A 17,707-nucleotide genomic window follows, 5' to 3' on the forward strand; every position below is an offset into this window, starting at 1 on the left:
CGCAGGATTGTACTTTATATTAATCTCAATTATTATCTGCGTGACTTTTACCTTTCGCTATGTCTAACCCATTACCTGCGGAACCTCAACCAAAGCCACTCAGCGAGTTTGAATTAGGCTTGCTCAAGGAAGAATACTTTTTTCTGCAAAATACTATTGAGGACTACAATAAGCAGATTTGGGTAATCAAAGCGCTGGGAATTACGGGGACTGGGGCTGTTTTAGGATTGATGATACAGCAAAAAACCAATGCTACGGCGATCGCACTTATTGGTTGTGCTATCCCTGCATTTTTTTGGATACTCGAAAGTCAGTGGAAACACTTTCAGCGCGGTTTTTATCCCCGTGTCGCGGAAATCGAAACAATTCTGACTCAGCAGTGTGGTTTTCATAGCCCAAGTATTTATGGTAACTGGACTCGCACTCTCAAGCGCATTCCCACACCCAAACGTAAAGGCTATGTTTGGGATGGGTTATTAAATAGCACTGTTTATATCAGCTATGTCCTAGAAATTGGTTTTCTCTTGCTCATGGCAGCGATCGCACCTACAATTTGGAAATAGAGCATCAAGCAGGAAGTAGATAAATGCGATCGCGCTGCAAATTACTCGCTCACAAAAAAATCTATCTCCCCAGTCAACAGTCAACAGTCAACCGTCAACAGTCAACAGTCAACCGTCAACAAAAACTGTTGCGTAAATTGTAAAAAATTTTCTACCAGAGGCGTTAAACAGTTTTGCTGCCAAATCAGCGCAGTTTCTATTACAGGTGCTGCTTCCAATAAAGGACGATAAGTAACACCAGGCCTTTGCAGATTTTGTAGTGAAGATGGAGTAATCGCCAAACCCATTCCCGCCGAGACTAGTCCAATAATTGTCTGCATTTGCACTGCTTCTTGCGTAATGTGCGGTTTGATATTTCCCTGACTAAAAACACTCATAATTAAATCGTAAAGTCCGGGTGCGAGATAGCGGGGAAATATAATTAAAGGTTCATTGAGGAGATTTTGCACAGAAATATGTTCTGTTTGCGCTAGTGAATGAGTTGGCGGTAAAGCAATAACTAAGGTTTGTCTGTGAATACACTGGTATGAGATGGTATCATCTTCTAAAGGTGGATGAGCAAAACCTACATGAATTCCCCCATCTCTCAAGGCTTGCTCTTGTTGACTTGTGGTTAACTCCCGTAACACTAATTCTACTGCGGGAAATTGTTCGCGAAATTGTCGCAAAATCAAGGGTAATAAGTCGTAAATCACCAAACTAGTAAAGCCGATGCGCAGTTGTCCTGTTTGTCCTCTACCAATCCTTTGAGTTAAGGCAACTGCGGTATCTAATTGCATCAGTAATTGATAAGCTTCTTGTAAAAACACCTTACCTGCTTCTGTTAGCTGTACTTGTCGCTTGGTTTGGCGATGAAAAAGTTTAACTCCGAGTTCTGCTTCTAGCTGCTGAATTTGTTGGCTGAGAGGCGGTTGTGCTATGTGCAGTCTTTCTGCAGCTTTACTGAAATGTAGTTCTTCCGCTACAGCAATAAAGTAGCGCAGGTGTCGTAGTTCCATATTTTTAATACTTTAAAAGTCTTAATTGCTAACTAATATATATTGGACATCTCAAAACAGCCTACATATCATACTCATATCGAGATCCCAGGAGTAGGAGAAAAAGCAATGTCAGAGAATTTTCGTAGTCAAGCAATTACACAGGGAGTACAGCGATCGCCTAATCGCGCTATGCTACGAGCGGTGGGTTTTGAGAATGAAGACTTTAACAAAGCAATTGTGGGTGTAGCTAATGCCTACAGCACCATCACGCCCTGTAACATGGGAATCAATAAATTAGCACAAAGAGCAGAAGCCGGAATTAAACTGGCGGGTGCAATGCCGCAAATTTTCGGCACAATTACCATTAGCGATGGGATTTCAATGGGAACTGAGGGAATGAAATATTCCCTAGTTTCGCGAGAAGTAATTGCAGACTCCATTGAAACAGTCTGTAATGGACAAAGTATGGATGGGGTGATTGCTATCGGTGGCTGTGATAAAAATATGCCAGGGGCGATGATTGCCATAGCGAGAATGAATATCCCGGCTATTTTTGTTTATGGTGGGACAATTAAACCAGGACATTATAACGGTAAAGATTTAACGGTTGTTAGTTCCTTTGAAGCTGTAGGCGAGTATAGCGCTGGTAAAATTAACTCTGAAGAACTATTAGCAGTTGAACGTCAAGCTTGTCCTGGTGCTGGTTCTTGCGGTGGGATGTACACGGCTAATACTATGTCTTCAGCTTTTGAAGCAATGGGTATGAGCTTACCCTATTCTTCCACAATGGCGGCGGAAGATGAGGAAAAAGCCGATAGTACGGAAGAGTCAGCCAAGGTATTAGTAGAAGCAATTCGCCATCAACTGTTACCCCGACAAATTATCACCCGTAAATCTATTGAAAATGCCATCTCTGTAATTATGGCGGTGGGTGGTTCAACTAACGCCGTGTTACATTTTCTCGCGATCGCGCGTGCGGCTGGTGTAGAACTTAATTTAGATGATTTTGAAACTATTCGCGGTAGAGTCCCGGTTTTATGCGATTTAAAGCCCAGTGGTAGATATGTCGCCACAGATTTACATCAAGCTGGCGGTATTCCCCAAGTAATGAAAATGCTATTGGTACATGGATTACTTCACGGTGACTGTATCACTATCACAGGTAAAACCATCGCCGAAACCTTAGCCCATATCCCCGACGAACCACCCGCCAATCAAGATGTAATTCGTCCTTGGAATCATCCGATGTATGCGCAAGGCCATTTAGCCATTCTCAAAGGAAATCTGGCGACAGAAGGAGCAGTAGCAAAAATTACCGGGGTGAAAAATCCCAGTATTACCGGCCCTGCAAGAGTATTTGATTCCGAGGAAGAATGTTTAGATGCCATCCTTGCAGGTAAAATTAAAGCTGGTGATGTAATTGTCATTCGCTACGAAGGCCCCAAAGGCGGCCCCGGAATGCGGGAAATGCTAGCACCTACCTCAGCAATAATTGGTGCGGGTTTGGGCGATTCTGTAGGTTTAATTACTGACGGACGCTTTTCTGGCGGTACTTACGGAATGGTAGTCGGACATGTTGCACCTGAGGCTGCTGTTGGTGGCGCGATCGCTTTAGTCGAAGAAGGCGATAGTATTACTATTGATGCTCATGGGCGCTTATTACAAATCAACCTTGACGATGCCGAATTAGCTAATCGTCGCGCTAAATGGCAACCCCGTCCACCCCGTTATACCAAAGGTATCTTAGCCAAATATGCTAAGTTAGTTGCTTCTAGCAGCGTTGGGGCTGTGACAGATTTAGATTTATTTACAGCTATTTTCAGGTAAATAGACCACGCTGTAGGGGCACGGCATTAGTAAAATTATTGTATGTACCAACAGATTGTCGGTGCCGTGCCCCTACGATAGATGTGGTTCAAATAGGTGAAAACTGCTGTAAATAAGTCATTTGTTAGAGACGCGATGAATCGCGTCTGTACAATTTCTTCCTTGTTCCCTTTGTCTCCCTTCCATGCCCAATGCCCCATGCCCCATGCCCATTTTTAACAAAAAATGGTCACTTACGGCTACGTCTTGTATCGTAAAAAGTAATGGCCTCATCACAAATATAAAAATCATGGATAGCAGACAACTGGCTAGATACATGGAAGCCACGGATGGCATCGCTAAACCTTGGCTCTTAGTGCAACTGCGCCTGAAAAAACTCCAAGAACGTCAATCCCAGATTCCTCAAGAAGTTTATGTTGAGGAATTAGAAGATATCTTCCAAGATATGATGAACTTGGGCGAATGGTGGCAAGGTATCGAAGATGAGGTATTTTGATTAGTTAATAGTCAAAATTACCTAGAGTTAGCAGTTGTGTGTACTCAAGAGAGATGTCGTACACGCGATCGCACTCCAATTTAACGTAATACTACAGTGCAATTAATTAAATCATCTCTCACCGATCCTCCCTGGCTTACCTTTCTGAGGCTAGCAAGGGGGGATCACTTGTTAGGATCTAGCCCTTTAACTGAGGCGATTCTGAAAATACTGGCGGTACAAGTCGCAACTTGGTATCACTTTATTTTCATGAGAATATACTACCAAACCCATGCTATGTAATTTAAAGGCTGATTCTGAATCTAGTTCGATTGGTAACGAACTGTTAACAACTTGGTTAAAGGCTGTGGCTAAATTGGCATGGGGTTCGAGATTGCATAAATGCGATCGCAAATGATCGCTATAAATTCCCGCTTCTGTTGGGGCTGTTTGTAACAACTGCTCTAGGGTAATATCTTGCTGTTGCAGGTGATAAAGGGCGAGTCTGACTAAATAAGGATGTCCCCCTACCATTTCCATCAGTTTTGTTACTTGGGCATCCGTCCAATTTAGCCTCTGATGGCGCTCAACGAGAATTTTCACTTGTTCTGAGGTGAATTCTGGTAATTCCACGCTCAAGCCGACGTTAAAGGGCGATTGATTGATATTTAAGGGGATATATACTTCCTTGGAATGTACCAAAACTAAGCGGAGTTTTTGCCATAATTCGCTACTGCGATCGCCATATTTAGCATATTCATACCAAGCGCGTAACAAGCTAAAAAAGTCTTCGGCTATGTCGCGATAGGGAAAAATGCGATCGACACCATCTAAACTAATAACTAAGGGGCTGTTAATTTCTTCTAACAAACATTCTTCAAAATAAGCAGTAGCTTTATCTTTACTGCCATAAATACTCCAATAATCATCTAATTGATGCAGTTGCTTTAATTTCCGTCCTACACTTTCACAAAACCAGCGTAAAAATATATCTAAGCTGGTAAAAACTGCTTTATCTGCTAAATGAAAACTTAAAGATACTGTTTGATAACCATGCTTTCGCGCTTCATCTAACATCCTCGCCATCAGGGAAGTTTTACCCATCTGTCCCGGTGCTTTTATCCGAATTAAAGCCCCTGGTTGCAAAATTTCTTGATAACAACGTTCTTCAATCGGCGGACGTTCAATATAAAATTTAGAAGCTAAAGGTACTTGACCTGCGGGAAATTCTAACTCTGTATTTAGTTGGGTTCCTGCATTGCTATTTACAGCAATTAATTCTGACGCATTGCTGGGATAACCTGGATAATTTGATGTTGTTGTCCCCACTGTTAACGGTGAAGATAACATGAAATCAGATTGTATAATTGTCTCTAACTGCTTTGTTAGCGCCCCATTACGTAAAAGTCTTTGTCGCTCGATAGCTGCTTGAAAATTCTTTTTACTTACCTTTTCACCAAATGCTTCTGACAACATTTGCCACAGCTTAGGGCCTACATCATGTTGGAGATACTCGGTAGTATAGCCATAAGTTTGAGCAATCTCATCATATTTCTTCCCTTGCCAAGAACTACGAAGTATTGCCACTTCAATATCTTTCAAGTGTCTTTTAGTCTGGGCAACAACTGCTGCATCTAAGATTTTGAATGCTGTTTCAAAGTCCATTGCTCAGGGATGAATTACAACTATTGGCTGATTTAGCTACAACTCGAATTTTTAACTTTCCAGATTTTTTCTTTAACAATCTGGAAATAGCGAAAATCGAGACATTGCTTATTTTTACACAGATGAGTCTCCTTAAATATTGTGACTTAATCTTACTTAAGATTTTTGCGGACTGAATTGTTGCTCATCAAACTCCTTAAATTATCCACATTTACCTTTTACAGAATCAAAGGCAACATAGCGATCGCCAGTATATCAATAGTTAAACATTTTATCTGTTGTTAACTCAGTTCTTTGGTTCCAACCCCATCGAGCCGTTACGAATTATTACTACATCACAAGCAAACTCACAACCTCATTCAAGGAGACACAACATTATGGCTATTATTGGTAACCCTACTCCTGGTAACGACAATATCAGTGGTGATAGCGCGAATAACTTAATTGATGCCTTGGCAGGTAATGATACTGTCAATGGTAACGGTGGCAATGACACCCTCATCGGTGGTAGTGGTAATGATAACCTGCTCGGTGCTGTCGGTGATGACGTTCTTATGGGCGGTGATGGCAATGACAATCTTTCTGGAGATATATTTAACGGCATTGGTAATGATAGCCTCAACGGTGGTGCAGGAGACGATCAACTTAATGGAGGGTTAGGGCGAGATACTCTTGTTGGCGCAACAGGTAACGATACTTACTCTATCGGCTCAGTAGATACCATTGTGATTGAGCAGGCGAATGAAGGCAACGATATCGTTAATTCTTCCATCAGTTATACTCTGGGAGCCAACCTGGAAAGATTGACACTCGTGGGAACTGCCAATATCAATGGTACAGGTAATTCTTTGAGCAATATCATTCTTGGCAATAGCGCGAATAATGTTTTAAATGGTGTAGCCGGGGATGATACGATTAATGGTCTTGATGGCAATGACACTCTCATTGGTGGGAGTGGTAACGACATTCTCAACGGTGGTAATGGCAACGATAACCTTTCTGGTGACACCGGGAACAATCTTGTAAATGGTGGTGCAGGTAACGATATTCTCATCGCCCAAAACGGACAATTTCCGGGTATAGGTGATGTTGGCGATACCCTAATTGGCGGTGCTGGTAATGATGAGTTACGTGTCACGGGAGCCACAAATTATGTTTTGACTAATAATCAGCTATTTGTGGGTAATTTAGTCCATCAGTTTTCTGAGATTGAGAGAGTTAGGTTAACAGGTACTTCCGGTAACGACACGATTAACGCCTCTCAAGCTTTGTTGACAGATAGAACTTTTCTTTTTGGTAATGAAGGTAACGACACCATTATCGGTAGTCGCGGTTTAGACCAAATTTACGGTGGTAGCGGTAACGACAGTATCGTCGGTGGTGCAGGATTTAACTTCCTGCGGGGTAACGATGGTAATGACACCCTTAGAGGCGGGAATGACAATAATAATTTAGAAGGTGGCGCTGGAGATGACTTAGTTCAAGGTGGAACAGGTAGAGATACTTTTGTCGATAGTGCTTTTGATGGCGCAGGTGATGACCGCTACATCGGCGGTGCTGGTGATGATTATTTATTCATAGATGGTGACAATAACTTTGAGCTGTTCTCATTTAGTGAACCAACTAAAGCTCAACTCAAAGGTGGTAAGTTTGGCTTGGGTGCAAACTTAGATGACTCAGCCACAGGTACTGATACCCTAGAAGGTATTGAAACCGTAGAAATTCACGGCGGAAATGGTAGCAATCGCATTGATGCTAGTCGCGCCTTTCAAAATGTGATTCTCAATGGTCTTGATGGCCGTGATATCCTGCTGGGCGGTAGCGGTAACGATACAGTATTTGGTGGATTAGGCAATGATAATCTCAACGGTGGTGTAGGTAACGATCGCCTAGATGCCGGTCTTGGTAATGATAGTATGTTTGGTGGTGTAGGTAATGATACCCTGCTTGGTAGCGGTGGCTTTAATACCGGCGAAATAGATACCTTATCTGGCGGTTCTGCATTCAATGGTGTTCAATATGTTGATACTTTCTCCCTCAATGATTCCTATCGCCAAGCCGGTCATGCAATTATCACAGATTTCTCTGTCATCGAGGGCGAAAAACTAATTTTACGCGGTACTGCGAGCGATTACACTTTTGTACAGCAACAGTTTAGTACTGGTACTATCACTAATAACTCATCTATTGTTGATACAGTCATTTTCTTCGGTGCGCCTGCTTTCGGTGATGTAATTGCTGTAGCTGAGGATGTGAGTTTTACAGCGACAACTCCAGGGATTACATTTATTAGTTGATGTCAACAAAGTGCGATCGCTAATGAGTGCAAATTGCAAGTTGGTGAGGTACAGATAATCGTTCATTGTAGGGGCATTGGCACTGCCATGCCTCGAAGCGCGTACCTCATTTACCTGAAATATGCTGTATTTATTTAGTAAGACCGATCGTCAGCAATACCGCAGCCCCCAAGGAACTAATTGTGCGGACATGATTCCACAATGTCCAATTGGTGAGATATCTAGCCCAAAGATTTGCACCCTCTGTACTATCTGGATTAGCGATCGCTAGGGCATCATTGAGGGGTACATTGAAGGCGATTGTAACTAAAATTGTCCCAATTAAGTAAATTAAACTACCGATGAGCAAGTAAATATTACCAGGTTGAGCCAAATTTGTGCAGGAAGCGATCGCTATCCACAGACAAGCCAAAGCCGTACCAAACAGCGCCAGCATAAACCAGGGATTGATCGCGGTAATATTAACCGATTGCATGGCGATTATGCCTTCTTTTGGTTGCAGTCGCCCCAACGCACTCATCACAAAAGTCGAGAAAGCAAAAAAGACTCCCGCCACCAACCCGCAGCCTAAAGCCGTGACAAGTTTTAATGCAAACGGCATAAAACCCTCCTACAAATGCATTTCCTGTAGTTTCAGAAATTATGCACCTAGCATATAAGATTACTATTTGATTTTAAAACTAACACCAATTGAAAAAAAGAATCAGACAGATTGTAATGTTACAACAGTATTTTAAATTCCCAATTAGATGATTATAACTTTGGTAGTAAATAGGAACCTAACTAGAGACAGTCAAGAACGATCGCTTTATATAAATAGGATGAGGAATAAATCAAGCAATTGATAATGCAATGCTTAGTAGATATATTCCTCAAGAAATAGATGGTGATTTCCAACTGGAGTCTTCCACTTCCTTTAGAACAATACCTAAATCACAGAGTGGTCATATATTTCTTCTCCGATGGACAATGGATACCGATTAAATACTGTCGTTTAGCAAAAGCAATCGAAATTTCTCAACAAGCCCAGCAGGAGTCAGCCAGTGAAATGTTGTTATTTCCTGTAGATTTAAATCCAAACTTTTTTAATCAACAACTTTTTTGAATTAATTGAAATCCTCCCGCCAAATACAGGTTGACGGGAGAGTTTTTATGTGATACGCATCAGTAGATTTCCCTAATTTAGACGGATTATTTTTGATTTATCCCAATTGGCAAAAAGAATGCGCCAGATTGTAGGGGCACTGGCACTGCCATGCCCTCTAGAATATTTTTATGTGTCGCCAAGATTATTTGAATTTGTATTATACCAATTTTCTGTGAAGTGGCACATAAACCCCCGCAGGCTAGAAGCCTGGGGCTAAACAAACAAAGCCTGCCTACGCAGGCTAAATTATATGCATTTTTATATTAAATTGGTATTAGCTAATCTGAATAACATAGGATTTACGCATACTCTACGAGTTCTTGGCGTCTTGGTATCTTGGCGGTTCGATAAATTAAGGTTTTTGATAATTTTTGCGTAAGTCCTATAACAATTAAATGCATCGTCTGAGAACGAAAAAGAAAGGTTGATTTATATTCTTATAATCCATAATTCCTAACACAGTATTCTCATCTACTTTGCGAAAGGAATCATTAATCGGCAAATAATCATAAACCATCGTCGCAGTCACTTTTCCTCGATACTCCATCATCCGCAGTCTAGCTTGAGGTTTCTCAGTTTTCAGTAAAGAATTCATCCAGACTAATAACGGTTTTAGCGAATCATTTCGAGGAATCGGCAATTTCAATACCCAGTTGATTAAATTAGCATTAGGCGCAATCTTAAAGATTTTTCCCCGATTATCTAAAAATAACAATGGATGAACATTTTCCGCATCGACAAATTCTTTCCCATACCAATTAGAAATTTCTAATAACCCATCGATTGGATGATCTGTATGCAATCCAGATCCTTGCCAACGACCAAACATAAACTCTAAATTAACTGGTTCAAGCACATCAAATAACTGTAAAGCTTCTTCTTTTGTAGTTTTACCCGTTTCCAGAATCAATTGAGTATTTTCTAAAGTATTCATAGTTGTGCTTGCTATTATGGGATTTTCCAAATTACTAAATTACTGAAATGACTTTATGGTACTTAATTTTATGTTAGCAATCTCTCTGAATTATGGGTGACTTTATGACTGTAGAAATCAGACAATCTTTTGGCTTAATTCTAATTGCGTAATTCTCAAATATAAATCCTACTCAGGGTGAATTAACTTTTTGGCGTTAGTTGGCAAATTATTGAAGAGTTGGCAGTCCAAATTCTGCAATAACATTCAAAAACCTTGGGTAGTGGAGCAGCTTAATAATGGATATATTCAAGCAAATCCAATTAAAATTAAAGTTTTTTTTGGGTTCATTATTTTATCTGAGTTATGCTCCCAAAGCGCTTATATACACGAAAAGACGAGACAAATTAGAACGCCAGTTTATCGCCAGAACCACAGATGACGGTGTAAGTTTACCGGGAAAATTAATCCGTGCTGAAGCTACTGCAACAGGTGCTAATTTTTATTTTGAGCTTGCAGAATTAGAGGTTTATTTTCTCGCTGAAGATTTAGTGCGGGTTGACTGGAAACAAGGTATAGCACCGATTCCTTACGGAATTGCTCGTCAGGAATGGCCGGAAGTAGAAGTAAAATTAACAGAAACCGAGACTAACTGCGCTGTATTTACAGAAAGGCTGAAGGTAATTGTTGAAGTAGATGGTAAGCTAAAATTTAGCGATCGCTCTGGACAAATTATCCGCGAAGAACTACCGCCCCAGTATAAAATAGAAGGCTGGGTTCATCAAGCACAACTCCGCCCAGAAGAACGCATTTATGGCTTAGGGGAACGAGCTTCTTCGCTAAATCTGCGGGCGGCTAAAGATGAGCGGCAACAAAGTAAAACCTACCGCATGTGGAATTATGACGCCGCAGGTATGTATGCTCCCGGCTCAGATCCCATGTATCTCTGCATTCCCGTGTATTTGGGTATGCATTCTCTAGGTAGTTATTTGATTTTTTATGAAAATTCCTTTGATGCCAATTTTACCTTTGGGGAAACTGCTACAGCTGACTTTACAGGCGGTGCCCTACGTTATTATTTCACGGTCGGTTCTCCCAAACAATTACTAGAGCGATACACCGAATTAACTGGACATGCGCCTCTTCCCCCGCGCTGGGCGTTAGGCTATCATCAGTCAAAATGGGGATATCGTACCGAAGCGGCGGTGAGAGAGGAAGCAAAGGCTTTTCAAGCGCATAATTTACCTTTAAGCGCAATTCATTTAGATATTGATTGTCAAGTTGGCTACCGAGCTTTTACCATCGACCCCGAAAGATTCCCAAACTTGGCAAGCTTTACCCAGGAACTTGCGGAAATCGGTGTACAATTTATTGCTATCCTCAACCCAGGAATTAAGTACAGTCGCCACAGTAATCTATTTTTAGAAGGTCAAATTCTCGATGGTTTTTGTAAACTGCCTAATGGCAAACTGTTAGTTGCACCTGTTTGGCCTGGTTGGTGTGTATTTCCCGATTTTACTAACCCCAAGGTGCGCAGTTGGTGGAGCCGCCAGTATGCTTATTTGCTAGATGTGGGCGTGGCAGGTTTTTGGCATGATATGAACGAACCTGCGGCTTTTATTACCGATGGCGATCGCTCTTTACCCAAAGTTACCCAACATTATATGGAAGGCCGCGGCGGCGATCATCGAGAGGCACATAATATTTACGGACTGTTACAAGCCGAAGCAGGTTATGAAAGTTTGCGTCAATATCGCCCAGAAAAACGACCTTTTATAGTTTCTCGTGCTGGTTGGGCAGGACTTCAGCGTTATGCTTGGACTTGGACAGGCGATGTAGAATGTACTTGGCCTGCATTGCGTCAAACAATATCCACAGTTATTGGTTTAGGCTTATCTGGTATTCCCTACAGCGGCCCGGATATCGGTGGTTTCCAGGGTAATCCTAGTGCAGAGTTATACTTGCGCTGGTTCCAAATGGCAACATTTTTCACCTTTTACCGCACTCATTCCTCAAATAACGTTGAACATCGCACCCCCTGGACTTATGGCGAACCATATCTGAGTATTATTCGCTCTTTCTTGGAATTGCGCTATAGCTTGTTACCCTACTTTTATACTTTATCTTGGGAAGCTACACAAAAAGGTTATCCTCCCGTGCGTCCCCTGTTTTGGGCTGCTAGCGATGATATGAGATTGTGGGATGTGGAAGATGCTTTTATGTTGGGTGATGCTTTACTAATTTGTCCGATTGTCCAAGAAAAAGAGCGATCGCGTCAAGTAATGTTACCCCCTGGGAATTGGTATAGTTTTTGGGATGATACCGTCTTTGCAGGCGGAAAACAGGTAACACTTTCCGCACCATTAGAAAATATTCCTGTATTGGTGAAAGCTGGGAGTATTTTACCTATGGAAGAGAATCAGCAACTTACCCTACATATTTACCCATCTGGGGAAGGTGAAAGCTTAACTCAGCTATATAGCGATGCGGGTGATGGCTATGGTTCATCCCGATTAGATACATTACATCTGGTAAGATTTGCAGATAATTTAGAACTGACACGGGAAGAACAAGGCGATTATCCTTTCCCCTATACCAGCGTCAAACTGCATTTACACGGGCTAAAAATTCAGCAAGCTTGGGTTGATGATGTAGAAGTGACATCTCAGGGACAAGAATTAGATTATATAGAATGCGATCGCTTTTTCAAAATTCGGTTGCAAATAGATTGAAAATGGGCATGGGGCATGGGGCATGGGGCATGGGGCATTGGGCATGGAGGAGAATTGTACAGACGCGATTAATCGCGTCTCTGACAAATGACAAATAAAGCAATAATTACGGAGTTTCTCATATTAGATATAACTTGTCAAAATAGCAAGACAATCAATAGATTTGTTGTAAATTTAACCCTTTGGCATTTTGGCAACTATCCCCAAAACTTACTTGATATATTGCAATTATTACCAAGATGTTTACACTCATATACAGAAGACGGGGCCGCACCCGTCTTTTTGATTTTTTACATTTTTACTATTTGGCATTTTGGCAACTTACCAAAATTTAGCTATGCTATTTTCATAAGGCTTGTCAGGAATAAACTGGGGTTTAAACAGGAAATAATGAACAACTAATGGTTATTTATGTTTGCACCCTTAATAATTCTGGCAACCTATTTAATTCGCTGTGTATTTTTTTCAGAGTCCAAGGTGTATTACCTCTTTCAAGCTATCTTGGCGGGATAATTCCCGTCTTTTATTTTGCGTAATTTCTTGGAGATTCTTTTAATATCAATCTAGTACGACAAGGCAAAATTTATAAGTCACAATTCACAAGAAATAATCATTATATTACAAGATTTTTACCTACAGCAGATTATCGTTGATTGTAGGGGCACTGGCACTGCCATGCCCCGAAGTGCGTACCTGATTTACCAGAAATATGTTGTATTTTAAACGGTCTGTTTATTTCCGCCGACTTGTACTAGTTAAAATTTAGTTAATTGTCGAATTAGCATAGGTAATATTATTTACATATTCTTAATAAGGCGAGTTAATTTCCTTTTGTCAATTTCTCGACAATCTCAGGATAATGATGCATGAAAATCTCTTTTTCCTAGTGTCTATTATCATTTTGATTTAGGTACTATCATCTGTTTTTGGATTTGAACACATCCTAGAGGAAGATGTCAAACCTAAAAATAAACAGTAGATTAAATCGGGATGTTGTTATGCACTGGATTTATATAGAGGTCTGGTAACCAGCCAAACCTTTTTTTTATTTGCACATTAAAAATAGCAGTTTGCATCGTTAAGGGATGAATTGAATTAATTGATACCCACACTTTGTACATGCAGTAGGATAGTTTACAGATTACAGCAATTTTCAGGTAAATAGACCACACTGTAGGGGCACGGCACCCAAAATCTTCTCGTATATACAATAATCTTACTGGTGCCGTGCCCCTACTATGATTGTGGTTCAAATGCATTAAAACTGCTGTAAGAGCCAATTATTCACAAATATCTGGCTTAATCCACGCCTACAAGCTGTGAATATCTTTCCCCTTAACACTTGCACTCTGCAACCCTACCTTTACGGCTGAATGCATCAGCTTTGCTTCGGTTTCCGCAACTTTTGGGAAACGATGGGGCCGAGAATTTGGTTGAGACTACGCAATTGTTCGGCTGTACCCATGCAAATGAGGGTATCACCTGGCATTAATACTGTGTCACCAGTGGGGCCGCCAATCAAGTTACCATCGGTACGGCGAATTGCTAGAACTAATGCGCCGGTTTGCGATCGCAATTTGGCTTTTTGTAGGGTTTGTCCGACAAAAGGACAGTAAGCTGGTTCTAGGAGAAATTCTTCCATGTACAATTGGCGGTCTGAACCAGAAAGTATACCATCAACAAAATCTAAAATTTGCGGTCTCAGGGCTGCAGCTGCCATCCGCTTTCCGCCTGTAATATAAGGAGAAATTACCGCATCAGCGCCTCCGCGTTGTAATTTTTGTAACGCTTCTTCCGTACTAGCTCTGGCGATCGCTCTAATGCCCGGATTCAAAGTTTTTGCTGATAAGACTGTGTATAAATTTTCTGCATCAGAAGGCAGTGCTGCAACAATACAAATCGCTCGTTCTATGCCAACTCTTAACAGCGATTCATCTAACGTGGCATCACCTTGGTATACTATATAACCTTCGGTTTGTGCCCTTTGCACAGATTCCACTTCGGAATCAATGACGACGAAAGATACACCTTCTGCCCGAAATTCTTTGGCGATTTGGCGTCCCGTCCGACTAAATCCACAAATAATATAATGTCCCGATAAGGATTCCATTAAACGCCTCTGTTGCCTGATGCGAATTCCTTCTTGAAAGTAGCCTTCAATTACTGCTTGTGTAAATAAATTGACAATGTAACCAATATTGATTACACCCGTCAAAATTAAAGCGATGGTAAATAATCTGCCGCGATTGCCGAGGGGGTTAGTCTCACCATATCCGACTGTAGCCAAGGTAATCACCGTCATGTAAGCAGCATCTTCCCATGACCAACCCTCAACCAAACAGTACCATAAAGTCCCAAGCAAGAAAACACAGCAAAGCGCGATCGTTGCTAGTATCAACTCCTTTTGAATACGTTGATATTTTTGCTCAGGTATTAAGTACACAATTTTTTTACCTCTGCGATTGATGAGAAAATGTTAATGGTCAATGGTCAATGGTCAATAGTCATTTGTCATACCAATCCGCGTTTTGATAGGTAATTAATATTTTGGTAGGGGCGGGGTAACCCCGCCCTTCCTTGTGTGGGTTTCAAGGGCACTTAAGGTTAGGCATTGTCTAAAAAGTGTGGGAAAATCAAGATTGAATACTTAAATTCCTTAACCATATTTTAAGATTTTTGTCAATCTAAAAATTATAAAATCATGAGTTCTCAAAAATAGTCGAAATTTTTGAGAAATTTCTACGACACTAGTAGATAACTATACGATTAAAGATTTTCTTAAGGAGCGGTAGTGAGCATACAAAGTTTAGTTGAAGCAGCCACCAACCCCCCAAAGTCTGATTCGTTGTCATCAAGCCCTTTTGATGCCAACAGCTTTGATGAAGCGGTGATGTCTACTTATGCTCGATTTCCCCTAGCCTTAGAACGGGGTGCAGGATGCCGGGTTTGGGATAGCGAAGGGCGAGAATACCTCGACTTTGTTGCCGGAATTGCCACTTGTACATTGGGACATGCCCACCCAGCTATGGTAGAAGCGGTGACGCGGCAAATCCAAAAGCTGCATCACGTGTCTAATTTGTACTACATTCGCGAACAGGGTGAATTAGCACAATGGCTGATTCAACATTCCTGCGCCGATCGCGTTTTTTTCTGTAATTCTGGGGCGGAAGCTAACGAAGCCGCAATTAAACTGGCGCGGAAATACGCCCATACTGTCTTAGAAATTGAACGACCAATTATTTTAACCGCTAATGCTAGTTTTCACGGGCGGACTTTAGCCACAATTACGGCTACAGGACAACCCAAGTATCAAAAACACTTCGATCCCTTAGTGCCTGGGTTTCATTATGTGCCTTACAACGATATTGGCGCGATAGAAGCGGCAATTAGCGAACTCGATGAAGGCGATTACCGCGTAGCAGCAATATTATTAGAACCATTACAAGGAGAAGGCGGCGTGCGTCCAGGCGATCGCGCTTACTTCCAAAAACTGCGGCAAATTTGCGACGAAACCGGCGTTTTGTTGATTTTTGACGAAGTGCAAGTCGGAATGGGACGCACCGGTAAATTATGGGGTTACGAAACTCTCGGCGTAGAACCGGATATTTTCACCAGCGCTAAAGGATTAGGTGGTGGTATCCCCATCGGTGCCATGATGAGTAAAAAATTCTGCGATGTCTTCCAACCAGGAGAACACGCCAGCACCTTTGGCGGTAATCCCTTTGCTTGCGGAGTCGCCTTGAGTGTCTGCCAGACTTTAGAGAAAGAAAATATCTTAGAGAATGTGCAACAACGGGGTGAACAACTGCGCGAGGGCTTAAATGCGATCGCTGCTAAAAATCCTCATCTTATCGCCGATGTTCGCGGCTGGGGCTTAATCAACGGTATGGAATTGCAAGCAGATATTCAGCTAACAGCAGCTGAAATTGTCAAAGTTGCGATCGCTGAAGGTGTATTGCTTGTACCAGCAGGGCCGAAAGTTCTGCGGTTTGTACCACCATTAATTGTCACAGAAGCAGAAGTTAACACAGCCTTACAAGCTGTAGAAAAAGCACTAGCAACGTTGACAGTTTAGGGCATGGGGCATGGGGCATTGGGCATTGGGCATTGGGCATTTGGCATTGGGCATGGGGCAAAGACGCGATGAATCGCGTCTCTACAATGGTTGTCATTCGTCTCCCTTCCCTAGCCCCTAGCCCCTAGCCCCTATTCTACTTGTGAAGACTATCAAAACTTCTGCACGTAAATCAAAAACAGGAGCGCATAATAACCAAGTAGCACAACATAGCTGGGAGATATGGCAATGGTGGAAGATAATGGCTCAATTCGCACTCTATCAGTAGATATTGGTGGTAGTGGTGTCAAAGCTTTGGTTTTAGATGTTACAGGACAACCTGTAACCGAAAGGGGACGTTTAGAAACACCCCAACCAGCAAAACCAGACACAGTAATTAATGCCATTGCTGTTTTAGCAGCTAATCAAGGTGAATTTCATCGCGTTTCTGTGGGTTTTCCTGGTGTGGTGCGTCATGGAGTCACGGAAACGGCGGTAAATTTAGATCGAGATTGGATTGGTTTTGATTTTCAAACAGCCTTAGCCAATAAATTAAATAAACCTGTACGGGTAATTAATGATGCCGATATGCAAGGGTTAGGCGCGATCGCAGGTAAAGGTGTGGAATTAGTGATTACCTTGGGTACAGGATTTGGTTCCGCGTTATTTGTTGATGGTAAGCTAGTCCCGAATATGGAAATGGGGCATCATCAGTTCCGCAAAGGCGAGACTTACGAAGAACAACTAGGGCGGGCGGCGTTAGAAAAAATTGGCGATAAAAAATGGAATCGACGCTTAGAAAAAGCGATCGCATCTCTCGAACATTTATTTAATTATGATTGCCTTTATATCGGCGGTGGTGAAGCCGTCCGCGTCAATCTCCAGCTACCTTTAAATGTCAAACTAATTCCTAATATTACCGGTTTATTAGGCGGCATAGCTTTGTGGAGAGATTAGTTATTAGTCAATAGTCAATAGTCAATAGTCATTGGTTATTTGTGAGAGACGCGATTAATCGCGTCTGTACAATGATCATTTGTCCCCCTGCTCCCTG

General features: G+C 41.8%; 13 protein-coding genes. 8 read left to right on the forward strand and 5 right to left on the reverse strand.

Annotation, left to right across the window (positions count from 1 at the left end; translation table 11 throughout):
• Positions 1-59: 59 nt before the first annotated feature.
• Positions 60-563: a hypothetical protein gene (locus H6G08_RS12645; protein ID WP_190542625.1), complete on the forward strand. Its 504-nt coding sequence runs from the start codon at positions 60-62 to the stop codon at positions 561-563.
• A gap of 101 nt (positions 564-664) precedes the next feature.
• On the opposite strand, the gene H6G08_RS12650 is transcribed toward H6G08_RS12645, so the two are convergent.
• Entirely contained in the window at positions 665-1,561 is an 897-nt protein-coding gene (locus tag H6G08_RS12650; protein ID WP_190542628.1) for a LysR family transcriptional regulator, read from the reverse strand.
• Positions 1,562-1,669: 108 nt separating this feature from the next.
• Here H6G08_RS12650 and ilvD point away from each other — a divergent pair, with 108 nt between their 5' ends.
• Positions 1,670-3,370 carry a dihydroxy-acid dehydratase gene (ilvD, locus tag H6G08_RS12655; RefSeq protein WP_190542631.1) on the forward strand — a complete coding sequence of 567 codons (1,701 nt, stop codon included), beginning with the start codon at positions 1,670-1,672 and terminating at the stop codon, positions 3,368-3,370.
• A 289-nt stretch (positions 3,371-3,659) separates the two neighbouring features.
• Positions 3,660-3,866 (forward strand): hypothetical protein, encoded by a 207-nt coding sequence (locus tag H6G08_RS12660; protein WP_096641579.1) that lies wholly within the window; start codon positions 3,660-3,662, stop codon positions 3,864-3,866.
• Positions 3,867-4,052: 186 nt separating this feature from the next.
• Here the strand turns inward: H6G08_RS12660 and H6G08_RS12665 are convergent, their stop codons facing one another.
• Entirely contained in the window at positions 4,053-5,510 is a 1,458-nt protein-coding gene (locus H6G08_RS12665) for an AAA-like domain-containing protein (RefSeq protein WP_190542633.1), read from the reverse strand.
• A gap of 377 nt (positions 5,511-5,887) precedes the next feature.
• Here H6G08_RS12665 and H6G08_RS12670 point away from each other — a divergent pair, with 377 nt between their 5' ends.
• Entirely contained in the window at positions 5,888-7,807 is a 1,920-nt protein-coding gene (locus tag H6G08_RS12670; protein ID WP_190542637.1) for a calcium-binding protein, read from the forward strand.
• A 130-nt stretch (positions 7,808-7,937) separates the two neighbouring features.
• On the opposite strand, the gene H6G08_RS12675 is transcribed toward H6G08_RS12670, so the two are convergent.
• Positions 7,938-8,408, reverse strand: a complete 471-nt coding sequence (locus tag H6G08_RS12675; RefSeq protein ID WP_190542640.1) for an anthrone oxygenase family protein — start codon at positions 8,406-8,408, stop codon at positions 7,938-7,940.
• Between the two features lie 282 nt (positions 8,409-8,690).
• Between H6G08_RS12675 and H6G08_RS12680 the strand changes: the two genes are divergently transcribed.
• On the forward strand, positions 8,691-8,912 hold the full coding sequence (locus H6G08_RS12680; protein WP_199322530.1) for a hypothetical protein: 222 nt from the start codon (positions 8,691-8,693) through the stop codon (positions 8,910-8,912).
• 433 nt (positions 8,913-9,345) lie between these two features.
• Here the strand turns inward: H6G08_RS12680 and H6G08_RS12685 are convergent, their stop codons facing one another.
• Complete coding sequence (locus tag H6G08_RS12685; RefSeq protein WP_190542642.1) at positions 9,346-9,888, reverse strand: DUF4334 domain-containing protein; 543 nt, start codon at positions 9,886-9,888, stop codon at positions 9,346-9,348.
• Positions 9,889-10,166: 278 nt separating this feature from the next.
• On the opposite strand from H6G08_RS12685, the gene H6G08_RS12690 reads away from it, so the two are divergent.
• On the forward strand, positions 10,167-12,599 hold the full coding sequence (locus tag H6G08_RS12690; RefSeq protein WP_190542645.1) for a glycoside hydrolase family 31 protein: 2,433 nt from the start codon (positions 10,167-10,169) through the stop codon (positions 12,597-12,599).
• A gap of 1,378 nt (positions 12,600-13,977) precedes the next feature.
• Here H6G08_RS12690 and H6G08_RS12695 read toward each other — a convergent pair.
• Complete coding sequence (locus H6G08_RS12695) at positions 13,978-15,042, reverse strand: potassium channel family protein (protein WP_190542648.1); 1,065 nt, start codon at positions 15,040-15,042, stop codon at positions 13,978-13,980.
• A 348-nt stretch (positions 15,043-15,390) separates the two neighbouring features.
• On the opposite strand from H6G08_RS12695, the gene H6G08_RS12700 reads away from it, so the two are divergent.
• Complete coding sequence (locus H6G08_RS12700; RefSeq protein ID WP_190542651.1) at positions 15,391-16,674, forward strand: aspartate aminotransferase family protein; 1,284 nt, start codon at positions 15,391-15,393, stop codon at positions 16,672-16,674.
• Positions 16,675-16,902: 228 nt separating this feature from the next.
• Positions 16,903-17,610, forward strand: coding sequence for an ROK family protein (locus H6G08_RS12705; protein WP_190542654.1), 708 nt, complete (start codon positions 16,903-16,905; stop codon positions 17,608-17,610).
• The last annotated feature ends 97 nt before the right edge of the window (positions 17,611-17,707 follow it).

The sequence above is a fragment of the Calothrix anomala FACHB-343 genome (assembly GCF_014696435.1).
In the GTDB taxonomy this organism is placed as follows: Bacteria; Cyanobacteriota; Cyanobacteriia; order Cyanobacteriales; family Nostocaceae; genus Aulosira; species Aulosira anomala_A.

Coding starts and splice junctions, on each gene's coding strand:
- H6G08_RS12645 (WP_190542625.1), top strand. CDS start 60: ATGTCTAACCCATTACCTGCGGAACCTCAACCAAAGCCACTCAGCGAG.
- H6G08_RS12650 (WP_190542628.1), bottom strand. CDS start 1,561: ATGGAACTACGACACCTGCGCTACTTTATTGCTGTAGCGGAAGAACTA.
- ilvD (WP_190542631.1), top strand. CDS start 1,670: ATGTCAGAGAATTTTCGTAGTCAAGCAATTACACAGGGAGTACAGCGA.
- H6G08_RS12660 (WP_096641579.1), top strand. CDS start 3,660: ATGGATAGCAGACAACTGGCTAGATACATGGAAGCCACGGATGGCATC.
- H6G08_RS12665 (WP_190542633.1), bottom strand. CDS start 5,510: ATGGACTTTGAAACAGCATTCAAAATCTTAGATGCAGCAGTTGTTGCC.
- H6G08_RS12670 (WP_190542637.1), top strand. CDS start 5,888: ATGGCTATTATTGGTAACCCTACTCCTGGTAACGACAATATCAGTGGT.
- H6G08_RS12675 (WP_190542640.1), bottom strand. CDS start 8,408: ATGCCGTTTGCATTAAAACTTGTCACGGCTTTAGGCTGCGGGTTGGTG.
- H6G08_RS12680 (WP_199322530.1), top strand. CDS start 8,691: ATGGTGATTTCCAACTGGAGTCTTCCACTTCCTTTAGAACAATACCTA.
- H6G08_RS12685 (WP_190542642.1), bottom strand. CDS start 9,888: ATGAATACTTTAGAAAATACTCAATTGATTCTGGAAACGGGTAAAACT.
- H6G08_RS12690 (WP_190542645.1), top strand. CDS start 10,167: ATGGATATATTCAAGCAAATCCAATTAAAATTAAAGTTTTTTTTGGGT.
- H6G08_RS12705 (WP_190542654.1), top strand. CDS start 16,903: ATGGTGGAAGATAATGGCTCAATTCGCACTCTATCAGTAGATATTGGT.